This window comes from Pseudobutyrivibrio sp. LB2011 (assembly GCF_000701765.1).
Lineage (GTDB): Bacteria > Bacillota > Clostridia > Lachnospirales > Lachnospiraceae > Pseudobutyrivibrio > Pseudobutyrivibrio ruminis.
On record NZ_JNJS01000002.1, the window covers coordinates 450,331 to 469,094 of the forward strand.

Annotated in this window: 13 protein-coding genes; 10 read left to right on the top strand and 3 right to left on the bottom strand. The window is 39.8% G+C overall.

Translation table 11 applies throughout. The annotated features are described in order from the left end of the window. Nucleotides 1-10 precede the first annotated feature (10 nt). Nucleotides 11-4,519 carry a hypothetical protein gene (locus tag T375_RS05595; RefSeq protein ID WP_044935993.1) on the top strand — a complete coding sequence of 1,503 codons (4,509 nt, stop codon included), beginning with the start codon at nucleotides 11-13 and terminating at the stop codon, nucleotides 4,517-4,519. Here T375_RS05595 and T375_RS05600 read toward each other — a convergent pair. Genes T375_RS05600 through T375_RS05610 form a run of 3 tightly spaced genes read right to left on the bottom strand, consistent with a single transcriptional unit; the run spans nucleotide 4,508 to nucleotide 6,818 of the window. Further along, nucleotides 4,508-5,125: a hypothetical protein gene (locus tag T375_RS05600; protein ID WP_044935995.1), complete on the bottom strand. Its 618-nt coding sequence runs from the start codon at nucleotides 5,123-5,125 to the stop codon at nucleotides 4,508-4,510. The genes T375_RS05595 and T375_RS05600 overlap by 12 nt on opposite strands. Continuing rightward, on the bottom strand, nucleotides 5,109-5,747 hold the full coding sequence (locus T375_RS05605) for a YesL family protein (RefSeq protein ID WP_044935997.1): 639 nt from the start codon (nucleotides 5,745-5,747) through the stop codon (nucleotides 5,109-5,111). The genes T375_RS05600 and T375_RS05605 overlap by 17 nt, the downstream gene beginning before the upstream one ends. A gap of 15 nt (nucleotides 5,748-5,762) precedes the next feature. Further along, nucleotides 5,763-6,818, bottom strand: a complete 1,056-nt coding sequence (locus T375_RS05610; RefSeq protein WP_044936000.1) for a LacI family DNA-binding transcriptional regulator — start codon at nucleotides 6,816-6,818, stop codon at nucleotides 5,763-5,765. 263 nt (nucleotides 6,819-7,081) lie between these two features. Here T375_RS05610 and T375_RS05615 point away from each other — a divergent pair, with 263 nt between their 5' ends. The 9 genes from T375_RS05615 (at nucleotide 7,082) to T375_RS05655 (ending at nucleotide 18,749) form a co-directional block, all read left to right on the top strand. Continuing rightward, nucleotides 7,082-7,993, top strand: a complete 912-nt coding sequence (locus tag T375_RS05615) for an ABC transporter permease (RefSeq protein WP_044936003.1) — start codon at nucleotides 7,082-7,084, stop codon at nucleotides 7,991-7,993. Nucleotides 7,994-8,006: 13 nt separating this feature from the next. Next, nucleotides 8,007-8,918 carry a carbohydrate ABC transporter permease gene (locus T375_RS05620; RefSeq protein ID WP_044936006.1) on the top strand — a complete coding sequence of 304 codons (912 nt, stop codon included), beginning with the start codon at nucleotides 8,007-8,009 and terminating at the stop codon, nucleotides 8,916-8,918. A gap of 44 nt (nucleotides 8,919-8,962) precedes the next feature. Further along, nucleotides 8,963-10,621: an ABC transporter substrate-binding protein gene (locus tag T375_RS05625; protein ID WP_044936008.1), complete on the top strand. Its 1,659-nt coding sequence runs from the start codon at nucleotides 8,963-8,965 to the stop codon at nucleotides 10,619-10,621. A 32-nt stretch (nucleotides 10,622-10,653) separates the two neighbouring features. Then, nucleotides 10,654-12,180 carry a glycoside hydrolase family 32 protein gene (locus tag T375_RS05630; protein WP_044936009.1) on the top strand — a complete coding sequence of 509 codons (1,527 nt, stop codon included), beginning with the start codon at nucleotides 10,654-10,656 and terminating at the stop codon, nucleotides 12,178-12,180. Nucleotides 12,181-12,401: 221 nt separating this feature from the next. Next, nucleotides 12,402-13,724 (top strand): replication-associated recombination protein A, encoded by a 1,323-nt coding sequence (locus T375_RS05635; RefSeq protein WP_044936011.1) that lies wholly within the window; start codon nucleotides 12,402-12,404, stop codon nucleotides 13,722-13,724. A gap of 22 nt (nucleotides 13,725-13,746) precedes the next feature. After that, entirely contained in the window at nucleotides 13,747-15,036 is a 1,290-nt protein-coding gene (locus T375_RS05640; RefSeq protein ID WP_044936013.1) for an aspartate aminotransferase type Ic, read from the top strand. A gap of 11 nt (nucleotides 15,037-15,047) precedes the next feature. Continuing rightward, a complete protein-coding gene (gene proC, locus T375_RS05645) occupies nucleotides 15,048-15,842 on the top strand; it encodes a pyrroline-5-carboxylate reductase (RefSeq protein WP_044936015.1) in 795 nt (264 codons plus the stop codon). 143 nt (nucleotides 15,843-15,985) lie between these two features. Then, nucleotides 15,986-16,636 (top strand): YesL family protein, encoded by a 651-nt coding sequence (locus T375_RS05650; RefSeq protein WP_049960309.1) that lies wholly within the window; start codon nucleotides 15,986-15,988, stop codon nucleotides 16,634-16,636. Beyond that, nucleotides 16,608-18,749: a glycoside hydrolase family 3 C-terminal domain-containing protein gene (locus T375_RS05655; RefSeq protein ID WP_044936017.1), complete on the top strand. Its 2,142-nt coding sequence runs from the start codon at nucleotides 16,608-16,610 to the stop codon at nucleotides 18,747-18,749. The genes T375_RS05650 and T375_RS05655 overlap by 29 nt, the downstream gene beginning before the upstream one ends. Nucleotides 18,750-18,764: the final 15 nt, after the last annotated feature.

Here is an 18,764-nt window from a genome sequence, read left to right on the forward strand (position 1 = left end):
GAGGAGAATAATGTTAAAAAAGGGGTTTAGCAAGGTGCTTCAGGCTATCTTGGCTCACAAGGTAAAAACGGCGCTGATTGCATCTGGAACCACGGCAGCTATTGCGGTTGCTGCAGTGGTAATGACGAATCATCCTATGGAAATTAAGGATGAGATAATAGCCTTAGGAGGCGGATGGCCGGATTCATTTTTTTCAGACGAATACGTAGAGCCTGAATTTGTGGATGATCCAAGCAGAACAAACAATGCCTTTAATGTGGCAGATTTTGGAGAACAGGGAAATAACGGTTGGTTTTATAGATATGGTTCAGCCCTGGACCCAGTAAAGTCTAGAAGACTTGAGTCTTATGACGGGGAGAAATATTTCCAGCTTGGTAAAACGGGCATGGAAATAAAATCAAACTTTATACACACTGCCGAAGGAACGGCGCCAATTCTTGAGTGGCGAGCTGCAGATACAGGTAAAGTAAATGTACAGCTGACTTACGTAAAGAATGCCAATAAGGACAAGAATCCTTCTTATCCAGATGGTGTCACACTTTATGTGTACAAGGGCGATGAAGCAATTGGCAGATACGAAGTAGATGTAAGCACAGATAAGGAAGAGGTTGTAGAGGAAACAATCAAGGATTTATCTGTGGAGGAATTGGAGAGCCTATACTTTATCGTTGACCCTAACATGAACAATGCATTTGATGGTGGTTCGCTTTATGTTGCAATCAACGATGTAAACGCTAAAGGGCCAACTGCTTCGGTAGATACCACAAGAGAGAATAATAATGCAAACTCTCAGGAGGATTTTGGAAAGCAGGGAAATAATGGTTGGACCTATCTTTACGGCAAAAATGTAAAGGATGCCAAGCTTGTTTCCACAGAAAAAGATGGAGCATACATGAATGTTACATCTCCAAATCTTACAATTAGCCAGTATTTCATCCATCCGGCTATAAATGATGAGGCTATGCTTTGCTGGCAGCCAGCAGTGGATGGAAAGATTGAGGTCAGAGGAAAGTACACCAAGTTTGAGCAAAACGATGGTGATCCAACATGGCCAGATGGTGTAGTCGTATCTGTATACAAGAATGGTGAAAAACTATTCAACAAGAAGGTGGCTGCTCCAGCTAAGGGAGAAAACAGCATTTCCTTTAGAGAGAAGGACTTAGAAGTAACTACAGAAGATAAACTATATTTTGTAGTTGATGCAGGAATCAACTCATCATATGACGGCGGATGCTTCGATATAAATATCATTGATAGAACAGGAGCAACTACAGAAGCAGATGTTCAGATAGATGAATCGGAGACAAGACAGAACTTTGCAGATGTAAAATATGATTTCGGCGAGCAGGGCAAAAACGGATGGTTCTATCAGGATGGATTTGGTGATGAGCCAACTGGTTCATATAACATGCAAAACTTCGAAACTGAAGAAGATAGATATTTTGATAGCAGCTATTTGGAAATCAAGCGTGATTTTGTAAACACAGGAAAGGGCAAATCTGCAGTAATTAAGTGGAAGGTTGCTCAGACTGGTGATATCAAAATCGATGCAGCTTATACCAAGTTCAAAAACGAAGATAAGAATCCAAGCTGGCCTGATGGTACTAGAGTAACCATCTATCACAATGATGAAGTTTTAGTTCAGGAAGAGTTTGAAGCAGATACTAAAAAAGAGGTAACGAAATCTCTGAATGTTGAAAAAGTGTCTGTTAAAAAAGACGACTTCATCACAATGGTAGTAAATGGTAAGGACAACAATGCTTATGATGGTGGAAAATATGAGTTTTCAATCAAGGGATTATCACCTCTTACAGGAAAGACCCATAAGGATGTTACTTATACAGGAGGCTCTAGAACAAACAATGCTTCTATGCAGGAAGACTTCGGAAAGCAGGGAACCAATGGATGGGTATTCCAGTCAGGATATTACCTTGATCCAGATTATGCAGTGAATGTTGAAACCTACAAGGAGAATGATAAGTACACAACTAATGATGGAATTGAAATAAAAAGAGACTACATTATGCCAGCCAATAAAGGCAGATCGGCAAATGTAAAATGGGTTGCAGCACAGACAGGTCCAGTAGATATTTCATTGACCTATACAAAGCTGAAAAATGAGGATGCAAATCCTGATTGGCCAGATGGTGTAACAGTATATCTCAAGAAGAATAACGAAATCCTAAAACAGCAGGATTTCGAACCTCTTACAGACAAAGAAGTAACAAAGGATTTGTCAGTAGAAGGTGTAAATGTAAAAGCAGGAGATTGCCTGACACTTATGGTAGATGGCAAGGAAAATACAGCCTATGACGGTGGTAATTTCACATTTGTAATTGAAGATGCAGATTTAAAAACTGTTGATATGGTAAACAATAGTGGTAGCAACTACGCTAACCTTGCTTTAGATTTCGGTGAGCAGGGCAACAATGGTTGGTACTACTGGGAAGGCAAGAGTGTAGATAAGGCAGAGGTCCTTCGCCAGAAGACAGAGGACGGTACAGGCTACACTTCTAGAAAGCTTAAGGGCTTAGAGGTTAAGAAGGATTTCGTTCAGCCTCGTCTCAATGCTCATGCAATGTATAAGTGGGTTGTTGCTGTGGATGGTGAAATTGATATAACTGGAGCCTATGTTAAGTTTGGACATGAAGATCCTAATGCATCATGGCCAGATGGAACAGTAGTAACGGTTTACAAGAATGGTAAGGATATTTTTGATGAAACCTGCGCCTGCCCACGAGGTGAGGACAGAAGTTACAAGACAGATATAAATATTTCAAAGCTTAGTGTTAAAGCTGGAGATGTTATTACTTTTGATATTGGCTGCAATAAGAACAATGCCTGGGACGGCGGACGCCTTGAAATCGACATTGAAGATGCTAATGCAACAAAGGTTGGAGTAGGCGACAAAAAGAGAACAAACAATACAGTGCTCGGTGCTATAGATTCAATAGAGCAGGGTACAGATGGATGGTGGTTCTTAGATGGCACATCACTGAAGGATGCAAAGGTTCTTCACTATATGAATGATGATAGTACAGCATATCTTTCAGGAAAGAATGAAGGTCTGGAAATCAAGAAAGATTACGTTCATCCAGGAAAAGATGGAGCAGCTATTTATCAGTGGGTAGCTTATTCAGACGGCAAAATTGATATTTTAGGAGATTATGTAAAGTTTGGTCAGAATGATTCAAATCCAAGCTATCCAGATGGTACAAAGATTCAGATTTACATAAATGATAAGCTTTTAACTGAGCAGGATGTTGCAGTATTTGCAGGAGATGGAAATGATAACAAAATCGATTTCATGTTCACCAAGCAGGATATTCACCGAGGAGACAAGGTATCCTTTGTAATCTCAGCAAAAGGAAATAATGCATATGATGCCGGCAAGCTTTCAGTTAGTATATACGAAGCAAAGGAAGCAGCATCAAGTAGAACAAATAATACAGACCTTAAGAAAGCATTCGGTGAGCAGGGTTCAGATGGTTGGTATTATGGAATGTGTGACTGGGATGGCAAGAACTTTGAATTGCTTGAAATGGACACAGAAAACAACAGATACTACAACAATGGTAAGCCAGAGCTTAAGGCAGATTTTGTTGAACCAGGTAATGGTAAGAACGCTGCATACAAATGGGTTGCAGGTGAAACAGGAAAGATTAAGATAACAGGAAAATATACTAAGTTTGTTAGCAGCGATGATCCTGCAGCAGATGGCGTAGTTATCAGAATCTTTATCAATGGTGAGGAAAAGAAGTTTATTGGCGTTCAAGGAAACTTCTCAAGCGAAGTCACTAGAGATATCAATGAAGAATATGTTGTTCATGAAGGAGATGAAATCGTATTTGCGGTAAACCCTGAGGGCAACGATAGTTATGACGGTGGACGTCTTGAAATCAAGATTTCTGATGGAACAGGAAATGACGATGAACCAGAGACTCCGGACACTCCAGATAATCCTGATGAGCCAGAAAATCCAGGTGAAAACACAGACCCAGAGCCATCAGATGAACCTGAAACAGATGGCAGAACAAATAATACTAATCTTGCATCTGCATTTGGTGAGCAGGGCTCTGATGGATGGTATTATGGAATGTGCGACTGGGACGGAGCAAACTTTAGCGAGTTAGGTTATGATTCAGGGGCAAACAGATACTACAATGATGGCAAGCCAGAGCTTAAGTCAGATTTTGTTGAACCAGGAAATGGTAGAAATGCAGCGTACAAATGGGTAGTAGCAGAAGATGGAACAATCAATATTTCAGGAAGCTATGTGAAGTTTGCAAATAGTGAAGATGAAAATGCTACAGGAACCTGCATGAGAATCAGAGTCAACGGACAGGAGATATACTTTGAAAATCAAACAGCTGGAAACTTTGATTCAGAAAGAGAAGCTACATTTGATAAAACAATAGATGTAAAGAAAGGCGATGTAATACTATTTGCCATAGATCCAGAAGGCAACGATGCCTGGGATGGAGGCAGATTAGTGGTAAATATCAAATCAGTTGATTGATAACAGGTAATCGGAAACCTCTGGGGAAACCTCCTCAGAGGCGACGATGCCAACATAAAGATGTTCAGAAAAACCTGCTTGAACAAATATATTAGAGTAAGATAAATCGATGGCATATGGAACACAGCTTTCATCCTCTACGTAATAGTTCTCTAATTTGTTTGCGAGAGCAGGATTTTTTGACTCTAAATAATCCTTTGGATTTGTAAGATATCCAGCGTTATTAGCCATTTCGATGCCGTAGCTATCAGCAACAATGATATCAAGCTTGCCAGCACTAATTGCAGACATGAGCTTCATAGAAGATGCATAGGCATACTCCAGATTGTCGCTGGCTGGATCTTCAGTGATAAGTAGATTTGTGTAATTGGAAATGTTAAGACCTGTCGCATCATCGATAGATTCAAGCAAACTATCATCTGCGGCGATGTTTACATATGCCACATATAAATCTATATCATGATTTTTATGAACAGTTCTTATGATAGAAAAAAGAATACAAATAATAGCTGCAGTGACTATTATGTGGATTTTGTAGTAATCCCAGATGTACTGCAGCTTTTGTTTTTTGTTTAATTGTGAAAATTTATTAGTTTTGTTCTTCATAGTTCTCAGTGCTTTGTAGCTCGCATTGAATCAATATATTTTTCATTAGCATGGAATTAATAAGTGCACATGTACCCACACCCAGGATGATACATGGTGTACAAACATAATATACGATGTATCCCATAATAAGAAATACGCCAAACATTATGACGGTGCAAAAAACAAAACGCATGCCAAGCATAATTGAGTTCTTGAAAAGATTAGCTATCGTATTTTCGAAGTGTGCATGTAAAGGATAAATCCAAAGCAATACTATCGCATATGCGATAGAGGCGATGATAAGTACTGCGCTGATTAAAGTCCAAAGCTTTGAAGTAAAACAAAGATGATAAAGAATGTATCCGTCTGTGACGATGACACATCCTAATAAGGTCATAATCAATCCGATAATAGTGCTTTTCTTAAAATCATCCTTAAAAGCTTTAAAGAATGCCTTGGTAATATAGCCTTCTTCATCTTTTACTATCTTTTGACAGCAGTAGTACAAAGCTGTTGTAGATGCTCCGATTGTAACAATTGGTATACAGCAAATAAACCAAAGTATATTTAGCCAGACGCTGTAGACAATCTTGGTAAGAAAGGTCAGAACCGGACCGTCGTAATTAAGTAAATTTCTCATAAAATCTCCTACTAATTAATCCCTAGTAGATTCTCTATAAATAAGGTTTGTCTCGGTATAAACAGTGCGATAGTTTAAATCAGGCTGTTCGATACGAGATACCAAAAGATTGGCAGCAGTAAAGCCCATAATCTGTGAGTGAATGTGACAGGTGGTTAAGGCTGGTGTCATAACCTTTGATTCTGCTGAATCATCGAAGCCTGCAACCATAACATCCTTTGGATATGAAAGACCCATAACCTTGAGGCAGTTGATTATGTCTATTGCAATGAAATCGTTGGCACAGATAAGCAATTCTGGAAGCTCATCAAGTGCTGAAATGACTTTAAACAGATTGGCAAAATATTCTGGGCCATGTGGATGAATATCTGTAAGACAGAACTTTTCATCTATTGGAAGTCCATTTAAATACATTGCATTTCTGAAAGCCATATATCGTTCAAAGAAAGAGCGGCAGTGATTAGCCTGGCCAACGAAACCAATCTTTTTAACACCGCGTTCTTTCATATTAGAAATCAAGTTAAAGAAGCCCGCTGAATTGTCCATCATAAGCACATCTGCTTCAAGCTGATTGCTGTAGCTTTCAACTGGTGCATCCACAAATAGCATTGGGATGCCAAGGCTACAAAGCATTTCACAGTACTTCTGATTGAACATTTCTACACATATGATGCCCTTTGTGCGCTCTCTGTTAAAGCTGGCTGGTAAAACCATATCAGCAATATTGGCAGGAGTAACACGATGCATCAACATGCTATATCCTAAATCTGTAATTTCGTGCTGGAATTTATCAAGCATAGTAGAAGCAAAATGGGAGTTATCCAAAAAGCTTCCTGTAAAAAGAGCTATTTCACCAGTGTGCTCTGGTTTCTTTACTATGCTTCCTCCGAAGATATCGGAAACTGAATTTGCGTATGAAAACTGCTTGTACCCCATTTCAACAGCCTTCGCTAATACCTTTTCACGTGTGGCATCTGCAAGTATGCCAGTGTTATTGATTGCCTTTGATACGGTGTTTCTAGAGACACCAAGTGCATCGGCAATATCTTGAATCGTAACTTTGTTTGCCATTATATTCTCCTATTTATTTTATGTAAAAATCCGCTGTAGGATTTATTGTCTAAATCCGTTGATAGAATTATAAAATGTAAAAATATATTTGTCAAATGTAAAAATTGAGATGGTTCATTTTTACAAAAAGAAAAGTAGAGTATTGTAATAATGTTACAAATAAACAAAAACGCATTGACACAAATGTAAAAAATGGTATAGTAAATTCATACACAAATTGTGCAAACGCACACAAATGTTTTGGGTGTATATGAGGAGGATAAATGGAAAAGGAAGGCAAATTTCACAATACGATTACGTATGTGACACATCATTGGAGACTATATGTTTTCTTCTTGGGACCAGCGCTTTTACTTACAATCATTTTTAAGTATTTGCCAATGGGTGGTATTTTGATTGCATTTGAAAAGTACAGTCCTTTCAAAGGCTTCTTCGGAAGTGAATGGGTTGGGTTTGAATATTTCAGCCAGTTCCTATCATCCCCAGATTTCATGTCATATCTGGTTAATACATTAAAGCTTAGTGTATTTGGATTGTTATGGGGCTTCCCCGTTCCAATCATTCTTGCGCTTCTTCTTAATAGAATAGAGAGCAGCAAGATCAAACAAAAGATTCAGCTTGTTTTATACATGCCAAACTTCATATCAGTAATTGTACTTTGCGGTATGGTAAGAATTCTTCTTTCGGTAACAGGACCAGTTAATATGTTGTTCCATACAACAATCAACTTCCTTACACTTCCAGAAGCGTTCAGACCTATCTACATTATAAGTGGTATTTGGCAGGGTGCTGGTTGGGCATCAATCATGTACACAGCATCACTTGCAAATGCTAGTCAGGAATTAAAGGAAGCAGCTCAGATTGACGGAGCAAACATCTTCCAGCAGATTAAGGCAGTTGAATGGCCTGCCATTAAAGATATGGTAATCATCCAGTTCATTTTACAGGCTGGTAACATAATGAGCATTGGTTTTGAAAAGGCATATGCTTTACAGACAGACTTGAACTTAGGTGCTTCAGAAATCATTGCTACTTACGTATACAAAAAAGGTTTGTTGGATGGAAACTACAGTTATTCAACAGCGGTTGGTTTGTTCAATACAGTCATCAACTTAATCCTACTTTTATCAGTAAACAAAGTTGTTGAGAAAATGAACGACGGCCAGGGCCTGTAATTGGGAGGATACGATGGAGAATAAGAAAAAGAAGAAAAGTACATTTGCCAAGTATTCAGCTGGTGATAAAACATTCTTATTAGTTGGATATGTACTTTTAGGATTATTTGTATTGGCCATAATCGTGCCAATGGTATACATAGTAATTGCTTCATTTATGGATCCAATTACATTGCAAAACCAAGGAATCACATTTGACTTAGATAAATGGACAATAACAGCATATGAAAGAGTTATTTCCAATTCACAGATTTGGGTAGGCTTTAGAAATGCCGTAATTTATTCGTTGTTGTTTACCTTCCTATCAGTCGCCATTACAATGCTATGTGCCTACCCAATGTCATTGGATGACTTCAAAGGTAAAAAGGTATTTAACGTTATCTTTATGATAACAATGTTCTTCGGCGGTGGATTGATTCCTACATATTTGTTAATCAGCAACCTTGGTCTTCTTGATAGTATGTGGGCAGTAATTCTTCCAGGTGCTTTCTCAGTTTGGAACATGATTATTGCACGTACATATTATAAAGGAATCCCAGGAGAGCTTAGAGAAGCAGCAGAAGTTGATGGAGCAAATGAGCTCACATTATTCTTCAAGATTCTACTTCCAGTATGTACACCAGTTATTGCGGTGCTTTGCTTATGGCAGTTCGTCGGAATGTGGAACAGCTACTTCGATGCAATGATTTATTTAAACACAGCTTCAAAGCAGCCATTACAGTTGGTACTTAGAGCTATTCTGATTCAGAATCAGCCAGATGCAGGAATGATTGCAGATATGCAGTCAACAGCAGAAAGAGCAAGACTTGCAGAGTTATTAAAATACTCAACAATCATTATTTCAAGCTTGCCACTTTTAGTTATGTATCCATTCTTCCAGAAGTATTTCGATGCTGGAATTATGGTTGGTTCAGTTAAGGGGTAAATAGTAGCGTGCAGCTATTATATATATTAAATGGAGGAGATAAAATGAAGAAAAATGTAAAGAGATTCGCAGCAGCCGCTCTTGCAATGACGATGGCAGCATCAGCATTCACAGGCTGTGGATCAAAGGGTAACAGCGCAAGCAATGCAGACAAGGTAGATGTATCAAATCTATCATTTCCTTTGGATGAGAAGGTAACAATCACAGGTATGACTAGCTATCCAGTAGGAACAGAGGAGGAGCCAAACAATCGTACAATCTTCAAGAGACTTGAGGATGACACAAATGTACATGTTGAATGGACAGCCATTTCTTCAGATCAGTGGGGTGACAAGATTTCATTAAACATGGCAAATGTAAATACACTTACAGATTTCGTGTTTAACGCAGGCTTCAGTGATAGTGACCTTTTAAGATACGCTGATCAGGGCGTTATCATTCCTGTGGAGGATTACATTGATGAGTACATGCCAAACTTAAGCGCTGTATTCGAGAAGTATCCAGAATATCGAACAATGTGCGAAGATGAAAACGGACACATTTGGGCATTGCCTTGGATTGAGCAGCTTGGTTCAGAAAAGACTGCTATCCAGACTGTTGGTAACAACATGACATTCATCAACCAGAAGTGGTTAGATTTTCTTGGACTTGAAACACCTACAACAGTAGATGAGTTTGAGCAGGTTCTTTTAGCTTTCCAGGAGCACTCAAGTGAGCTTCAGAAAGAGTTCAACATTGATGGTGACATCATTCCTATGTCTTGCATCGTAAATGATCAGGATCCAAACCTTTTGATTAATGGTTTCGGCGATGGTATCGGTGATGTAGATATGGGTCAGCATATTGCAGTAAATGATGACGGAAAAGTTGTATGTACTGCAACTACAGATGGTTTTAGAGATGGTGTAGAATGGTTACATAAGCTTTACAGCGAAGGCTTAATCGATCCAGAGTGCTTCACACAGGATTGGTCAACATACGTTGCAAAGGGTAAATCACACAGATATGGTGTATGCTTCTCATGGGATGTTGCAAACATCGACAACATTCAGGACTATGTACCACTTGCAGCTCTTAAGGCAGATACAGTAAGCGTTACTCCACAGAATGGTTCATTCACTTCTGGTTTTGATAGAGGACGTTGCGTAGTAACAAGTGTATGTTCAAACCCTGCATTAGTATGTGCTTGGTTAGATCAGATGTATGATCCATTCCAGTCTCCACAGAACAACTGGGGTACATACGGCGAGGATGATGATTTCGATATCTTCGAGCTTAGCGAGAATGCAGACGGCGAGCCAATGCTTAAGCATGCAGCTTTAGGTGATGCTTCACCTGTTGAGGTTCGTGAGGCTGAGTGCGTAGGTGGACCACTTGCAATATTAGATGAATACTATGATGTTTATGTAACATGCCCAGATGATGCTCAGTATCGTCTTGATTGGATTAAGGACTACTACACAGATGATATGAACTGCAAGTATGTATATCCAAAGGTATTTATGTCAGCTGATGATACAGAACAGCTTTCAACAATCCAGACAGATTTAGTATCATACTTAAATTCAAGCAAGGCTGAGTTTATCAGAGATGGTATTACAGATGCTACTTGGCAGTCATACCTTGATCAGGTTGATAGCTATGGCTTAGATCAATATTTGGAAATCTATCAGAAGTACTTTGATGATTTCTATGCTAATTAAGAAATAAAACATGGAAGGAATTAGAAATACCAATGAGCAGTCAAACACTTAGAGCGGCGAGAAAATACGAGGAGGTCTATGAGAAATTAATACCTGAGGAGAATAGACCAAAGTTTCATTTATCGCCTAGGGTTGGTTGGATGAATGACCCTAATGGATTAAGTTATTATGAAGGGAAGTATCATTTATTCTACCAGTATCATCCATATGATGCACACTGGGGCCCAATGCATTGGGGCCATGCCACAAGTACTGATTTGCTTCATTGGGAGTTTCTTCCAGTTGCTTTGGCTCCAGATGAGTTCTACGACAAGGATGGCGTCTTCTCAGGAAGTGCCATTACTCTAGAGGATGGCAGACATCTTCTTATCTACACTGGCGTTATGAAAAGAACAGCTGAAAATGGTCAGATGAAAGAGTTCCAGACACAGTGTATAGCAGTCGGTGATGGATTAGATTACGAGAAATACGAAAATAATCCTGTTATTAATTCAGACCTTATCCCTGATGGGTCAAGCAAAACAGATTTTAGAGATCCAAAGATTTGGAAAAAAGAAGATGGCAGCTACAGATGTTTAGTTGCCAACAGAGCACCAGATGGAAGTGGACATTTACTTCTATTTAAGAGTGCAGATTGCATTCATTGGGAGTTCGAGAAAATATTTGCAAAGAATGAGCGCAGATATGGTCTCATGTGGGAATGTCCAGATTTCTTTGAATTAGAAGGCAAAGGTGTTCTTTTAACAAGTCCACAGGATATGCTTCCTGAAGGATTTGAATTCCACAACGGCAATGGTAACCTCTGCATAATTGGTGATTTCGATTCTGCAACAGATACATTTACAGAAGAAAATGTTCAGGCAGTTGATTACGGAATTGATTTCTACGCTATGCAGACAATTCTCACAGAAGATGGCAGAAGAGTCATGATTGGCTGGATGCAGAACTGGGATACAACGGGGGCCCATGATGGATCAGAGCCATGGTTCGGTCAGATGTCACTTCCAAGAGAGCTTTCTATCAGAGATGGTAGATTATGCCAGTGGCCAATTAAAGAAGTAGAAGATATGCGTTCTAATAAAGTAGAGTATCGTAATTACGATATTACTGCTACAAAGAACATCAAAGACAGTGATAGCGAAAGCGTTGCAGGTGGTGTTTCATTAGAAGGTATTAATGGCAGATGTTTAGATCTAGAATTAGAAGTTAAGCCTAAGGATATTCAGGCTATGTATGACAGATTCGTTATCTCAATTGCAGCAGATGATAAGTATCATACAGATATCGTTCTTCGTCCAAAGGAAAACATTGCAAAGATTGACAGAAAGTTTTCTGGTTCAAGACGTGCAATAGTGCATCAGCGTAGAGCTCATATTCCATGGAAGAGCGAGACAATCAAGCTTAGAATTGTAATGGACAGATACAGCATGGAAGTATTCTTCGAGGATGGAATGTACGTTATGACAGCATCGCTTCCAACTGATGTATCTTGCGATGGCATCTATTTCAACACAAATGAGGATGCAGTTATCAACATTACAAAATACGATCTAAACTAAATTGATTATTGCCAGCGACGGACAAATGTCCGCCCTACGGAAATTTTTTATTGTAATACTGAAAAAATTATAGTATAGTATCAAGAGCGATTACTTTAGTTTAGTAAAGTGACCTCTTGATACTTTTTTTGTATAGATTTGAATGTGAAAACTCTATCCTATACAGAACAAATGTGCTATTATGGATGCGTATGATAGTATCAAGATAAGGAAGGTTTTACATGGATCTATTTGATTACATGAGACAGGAAGCAAAGAAAAAGGAATCGCCTCTTGCCGCTAGGCTTCGTCCTACCACACTTGATGAAGTGGTTGGTCAGCAGCACATCATTGGCAAGGACAAGCTCCTTTACAGAGCCATTAAGGCGGACAAGCTTTCTTCTATTATATTTTATGGACCACCTGGTACAGGCAAGACCACACTTGCACAGGTAATCGCCCACACCACATCTGCAGAGTTTACTTCCATCAATGCCACCACATCCGGCAAAAAGGACATGGAGGCAGTTGTTGAGGGAGCTAAACAGACACTTGGTGCATACGGCAAAAAAACAATTCTATTTATCGATGAGATTCACAGATTCAACAAGGGCCAGCAGGATTATCTGCTTCCATTCGTTGAGGATGGTACCATCATTCTTATAGGGGCCACCACTGAGAATCCATACTTCGAGGTCAACGGAGCGTTGCTTTCCCGTTCAATCATCTTCGAGCTAAAGCCACTTGATATAGAGGATATTAAAACACTCATCAATAGAGCTTTAACAGATTCAGAAAAGGGACTTGGAAGCTACGATGCTGTTATCGATGATGACGCTTTAGAGTTTTTAGCAGACATTGCCAATGGCGATGCCAGAAGCGCTCTTACAGCTATTGAGCTTGGCGTTCTCACTACAGACAGATCCGATGATGGAAAAATCCACATCACCATAGATGTTGCCAGTGAATGCATTCAGCGTAGAGTTATCAAATACGACAAAGATGGCGATAATCATTACGACACCATCTCTGCTTTTATAAAGAGTATGAGAGGCTCAGATCCAGATGCGGCTGTTTATTATTTGGCTCGAATGCTTTACGCAGGAGAGGATCCCAAATTCATTGCAAGACGTATATGTATTTGTGCATCAGAGGATGTAGGAAATGCTGATCCTCAGGCACTGGTAGTTGCTACCAGCGCATTCCTTGCAACAGAACGAATCGGTATGCCAGAGTGTCAGATTATTCTTTCTCACGCAGCTACATACGTAGCATGTGCACCTAAATCAAATTCAGCCTACGGAGCTATTGATTTAGCCATGCAGGAGGTGAGAAACAACCACACGCGACCAATTCCAACACATCTGCAGGATGCACACTATAAGTCTGCTGGAAAGCTAGGACATGGCATAGGTTATGAATATGCTCACGATTATCCTAACCATTTCTCACACCAGAGATATCTTCCAGAGGGACTTGAAAGGGGAGATTTTTACAGACCAGGAAATCTCGGTTATGAACAAGTTATTAATGAGTACTTAGATAAAGTACGAAATAATAAATAAAGTAAATGAAAGAGGACCAACAATGAAAAAGTACAGTGAAATGTCACCCGAAGAACTTGAAGCAGAGAAGGAGCTACTTAGAAAAGAGTATGTTGCTTGGCAGGCAAAGGGCTTAAAGCTTGATATGAGCCGTGGAAAGCCATCTGTAGAGCAGCTCAATCTTTCTATGCCACTTTTCGACATCCTTGATGGAAAGTCTCTTATGAAATGCATGAATGGTGTTGAGACTAGAAATTACGGACAGTTGGAAGGCATCGTAGAAGCTCAGCATCTTATGGCAGAAATCATGGATTGCCAGCCAGAGCAGGTAATTGTATGCGGCAACTCATCATTAAACATCATGTTTGATACAGTTGCTCGTGGATACATGTTTGGTTTTGATGGCTGCACACCATGGTGCAAGCTTGAGAGAGTTAAATGGCTTTGCCCAGTTCCTGGTTATGACAGACATTTTGCTATCACACAGCATTTTGGTTTTGATATGATAAACATCCCTATGAATGAGGATGGTCCTGATATGGATGTTGTTGAGGGACTTGTTGCAGCAGATGACACAATCAAGGGTATCTGGTGCGTTCCAAAGTACTCAAATCCTCAGGGTATTGTATACTCAGACGAAGTTGTTAGACGTATGGCAAATCTTAAGCCAGCAGCTAAGGATTTCAGAGTATTCTGGGATAACGCATATGCGGTACATCACTTATACAAAGAAAAGAGCAAGATTTTAAATATCCTTCACGAGTGCGAGGAAGCAGACAATCCAAATCTCGTATTTGAGTTCGCTTCTACTTCTAAAATCACATTTGCAGGTGGTGGAATTGCAGCTATCGCATGCAACCACAACAACCGTGAGGAGCTCAAGAAGACACTTACAGTTCAGACAATTGGATTCGACAAAATCAACATGCTTCGTCATGCTAGATATTTCCAGGATGTTGAGTCTGTATCAAAGCACATGGAAAGACATGCAAAGATTCTTCGTCCTAAGTTTGAGCTTGTTATCAAGACAATGGAAGAGGATTTAACAGGCCCAGGATGTGGTTCATGGATTTCTCCAAAGGGTGGATACTTCATCACATTTGAGGCTCCAAAGGGAACAGCTACACGTATCGTAGATTTGGCAGCAGAGGCAGGCGTTAAGCTTACACCAGCTGGTGCACCATTCCCATACCACATGGATCCAGGCGATTCAATCATCAGATTTGCTCCATCTCTTCCACCAATTGAGGAGTTAGAGGAAGCAGCAAAAATCTTTACAGTTTGTGCTCGTATTGCATATCTTGAAAAGCTTATTTTGGCCAAGGCTGAATAGGAGGTTTCTTTATGAAGATAGGTTTTATTGGAACAGGTAACATGGGTAGTGCCATGATGGGAGGAATCATTTCCTCAGGCATGGTAGAAGCTACTGATGTTATGGCTACAGATATTTTCCAGGCAGCGCTTGATAGAATCAGCGATGAGTTTGGAGTACACACAAGCACTAATAACAGAGACGCAGTAGAATTTGCAGACATCATCTTTCTTGCTGTAAAGCCTCAGTTTTTAGCTAAGGTTGTAGATGGCATCAAGGATATGGATTTCAGTGATAAGCTTGTTGTTAGTATTGCTGCTGGACAGTCATTGGAGCGTCTTACAGGAATGTTTGGCAAGGAGCTCAAGCTTATCCGAGTAATGCCAAATACTCCAGCACTTGTTGGAGAAGGCATGAGCGCTCTTAGTCCTAATGAGCTTGTTTCAGAAGACGAAGCAGCCACTGTATTAAAGCTTTTTGAAGCATTTGGACAGGCAGAAATTATTCCAGAGCGTCTTCAGGATGCAGTAGTTGGAATCAGCGGTTCTTCACCAGCCTATGTTTATATGTTCATCGAAGCACTTGCTGACGGAGCAGTTGCAGAGGGAATGCCTCGCACACAAGCTTACAAGTTTGCAGCACAGGCGGTTCTTGGTTCAGCTAAAATGGTTCTTGAAACTGGGGAGCATCCAGGAGTTCTCAAGGATGCAGTTTGCTCTCCAGGTGGCACTACTATCGAGGCTGTCGCAGCTCTTGAGGCAGCAGGATTCAGAAGTGCAGTTATCGAAGCAGAACGAATCTGTATCGAAAAATCTAGAGATTTATAATATGTAAAAAATCTTACATCAAAGGCACAAAAAGTAAGGGCCACAATATTTTTTATAATGATAATATGTAACTATTCAGAATAATCTGGGGTATATCAGATTAGGCTGAATAGTTATTTTTTTGCAAAAAAGGAGAGAATGTTATGAATATCCTAAGACCGGACAGCGAGGTAATGGAATTTCTAGGAAAGGCGACGGATTTAATTATATTAAATTTGCTTTGTGTTCTATGTTCTATACCAATAATCACTATTGGTGCGTCTTTTACTGCCAAATACTATGTTTCTATGAAGATAGCAAAGGGTGAAGAACCAAATGCAGTAAAAAGCTTCTTTAAATCATTTTGCTTAAATTTCAAGCAGATTACTCCAGTATGGATTGCGGAGTTGTTGGTATTACTGATTTTAGCTTTTGATTGGTACAACCTTTTCTTTGGAATGGCCAGATCAATGCCTATTCCTATGAGAGTGGTACTGGCAGTTATTACTTTTTTGGTATGGTCAATTATTTATTGCATGTTTCCTTTTATGGCAAGATTTCAGACCACTACAAAGGATTTGGTAAAGGCATCCATAGTTATGGCAATACTTAATATCCCAAGAATGGTACTGATTTTTATAGTAACTTTTTTACCATATATTATTTGTGCATGGTATATCCAGTGGGGGCTGGGGATTTGGATACTTGTCACTACTGTCTCTCTTTACTACATCAGTAAGGAGTTCGATACGCAGCTAGAAATGATAACAAAAGGAGAAGATGAAAATGAATCAAGAAACAATGAAGCGTGCTAAAGAATTAGTGTCGCAAATGACTATGGAAGAAAAGACTAGTCAGATGCTATATCACGCAGCAGCTATAGATAGGTTGGGGATACCAGCATATTGTTGGTGGAATGAGGCTTTGCATGGGGTGGCCAGAGCTGGAGATGCAACAGTTTTTCCTCAGGCAATTGGACTGGGAGCAACCTTTGATGAGGAGCTAGTGGAAAAGATTGGTGATGCTACTTCTACAGAAGGTCGAGCAAAATATAATCAGTTCACCAAGCATGGTGATAGAGATATTTATAAGGGACTTACATATTGGGCACCAAACGTAAATATATTTAGAGACCCAAGATGGGGCAGAGGCCATGAAACATATGGTGAGGACCCATATCTTACTGGACAGTTGGGAATGGCATTTGTAAAAGGTTTGCAGGGACCAGACCTGGATAATCCAAAGGCAGCTGCTTGCGCAAAGCATTTTGCAGTTCATTCCGGTCCGGAGGCAGACAGACATCATTTTGATGCCAGGGTATCAGATCAGGATTTGTATGACACATATCTGTATGCTTTCAAGCGACTGGTGAAGGATGCCAAGGTAGAGTCCGTTATGGGAGCCTACAATCGAGTAAACGGTGAGCCTGCCTGTGGAAGTAAACGCTTACTAAAGGACATCCTGAGAGATGACTGGGGCTTTGAAGGACATGTTGTTTCTGACTGTTGGGCGATTCGTGATTTCCATGAAAACCATAAGGTAACAGGCTGTGAAGTGGAATCGGCAGCATTGGCTGTGAATAACGGCTGCGATTTGAACTGCGGATGTGTATATGAAAAGTTAATTTATGCATATAAAGCTGGACTTGTTTCAGAGGAGAAAATTAACACTGCAGTCGAAAGATTGATTGAACTTCGATTACGTCTGGGCACACTTCCAGAGAGAAAAAGTAAGTATGATGATATTCCATATGAAGTGGTGGAATGCAAAGAGCATAAGGATTTAGCTAATGAAGCAGCAAAGGAAAGCTTTGTTTTATTAAAGAATGATGGTGTCTTGCCACTGAATAAAGACAAGTTAAAGACCATAGGAGTCATTGGTCCTAATTCAAACTCAAGAATAGCGCTCGTCGGAAATTACGAAGGAATTTCATCTGAATATATCACTCCACTTGAAGGTATCCAGAGATTTGTTGGAGATGATGTAAGAGTATTCCATGCAGATGGAACTCATCTTTGGAAGGATAGAATGCATGTGCTTAGCGAAGCAAGAGATGATTTTGCAGAAGCTATGGCAGTTGCAGAGCATTCAGATGTAGTGGTTATGTGCTTAGGATTGGATTCCACAATAGAAGGTGAAGAAGGTGACGCTGGAAATGAGTTCGGTAGTGGTGACAAAAAGGGACTTAAGCTTCCAGGGTTACAGCAGGAATTACTGGAAAAAATAACTGCAGTAGGAAAGCCAGTTGTGCTTCTTCTTTTATCTGGTTCAGCACTTGACTTGTCTTGGGCACAGGAAAACGTAAATGCCATAATGCAATGCTGGTATCCTGGAGCAAGAGGTGGAAAAGCTATTGCACAGGTACTGTTTGGACAGGATAGTCCAAGTGGAAAGCTACCAGTCACATTCTATGCATCAGATAAGGATTTGCCTGATTTCAAAGACTATTCGATGGAGAATAGAACCTATAGATATTTTAAGGGCACTCCTCTTTATCCATTTGGATATGGACTTGGTTATTCGAAAGTCAAATGTGGCAACGCAGCTATTGATAAGCTTTCAGGCAGCATGGATGAGCATTTTACAGTGAATATCGATGTGACAAACCAAGGAAGTATGAATCAAAAAGAAGTGGTTCAGTTGTACATCAAGGACGTGGAAGCATCAACAAGAGTTCCATTGTGGTCTTTGAGAAAAGTAAGGAGAGTCTCACTTACACCAGGGGAGACAAAAACAGTTTCATTTGAGCTTGCTCCAAGAGATTTTGCAATCATCGATGAAAAGGGAAATGCTATTGTAGAGCCAGGCAAGTTTAAGATAGCTGTTGGAACAAGTCAGCCTGATGGTAGAAGTGAAGAGCTTACTGGAAATAAATGTGATGTATTTGAAATAGATTTGAAAGGGGAAACTATTCAGGTGGAATACTAGGATAGTTTGTTTAGG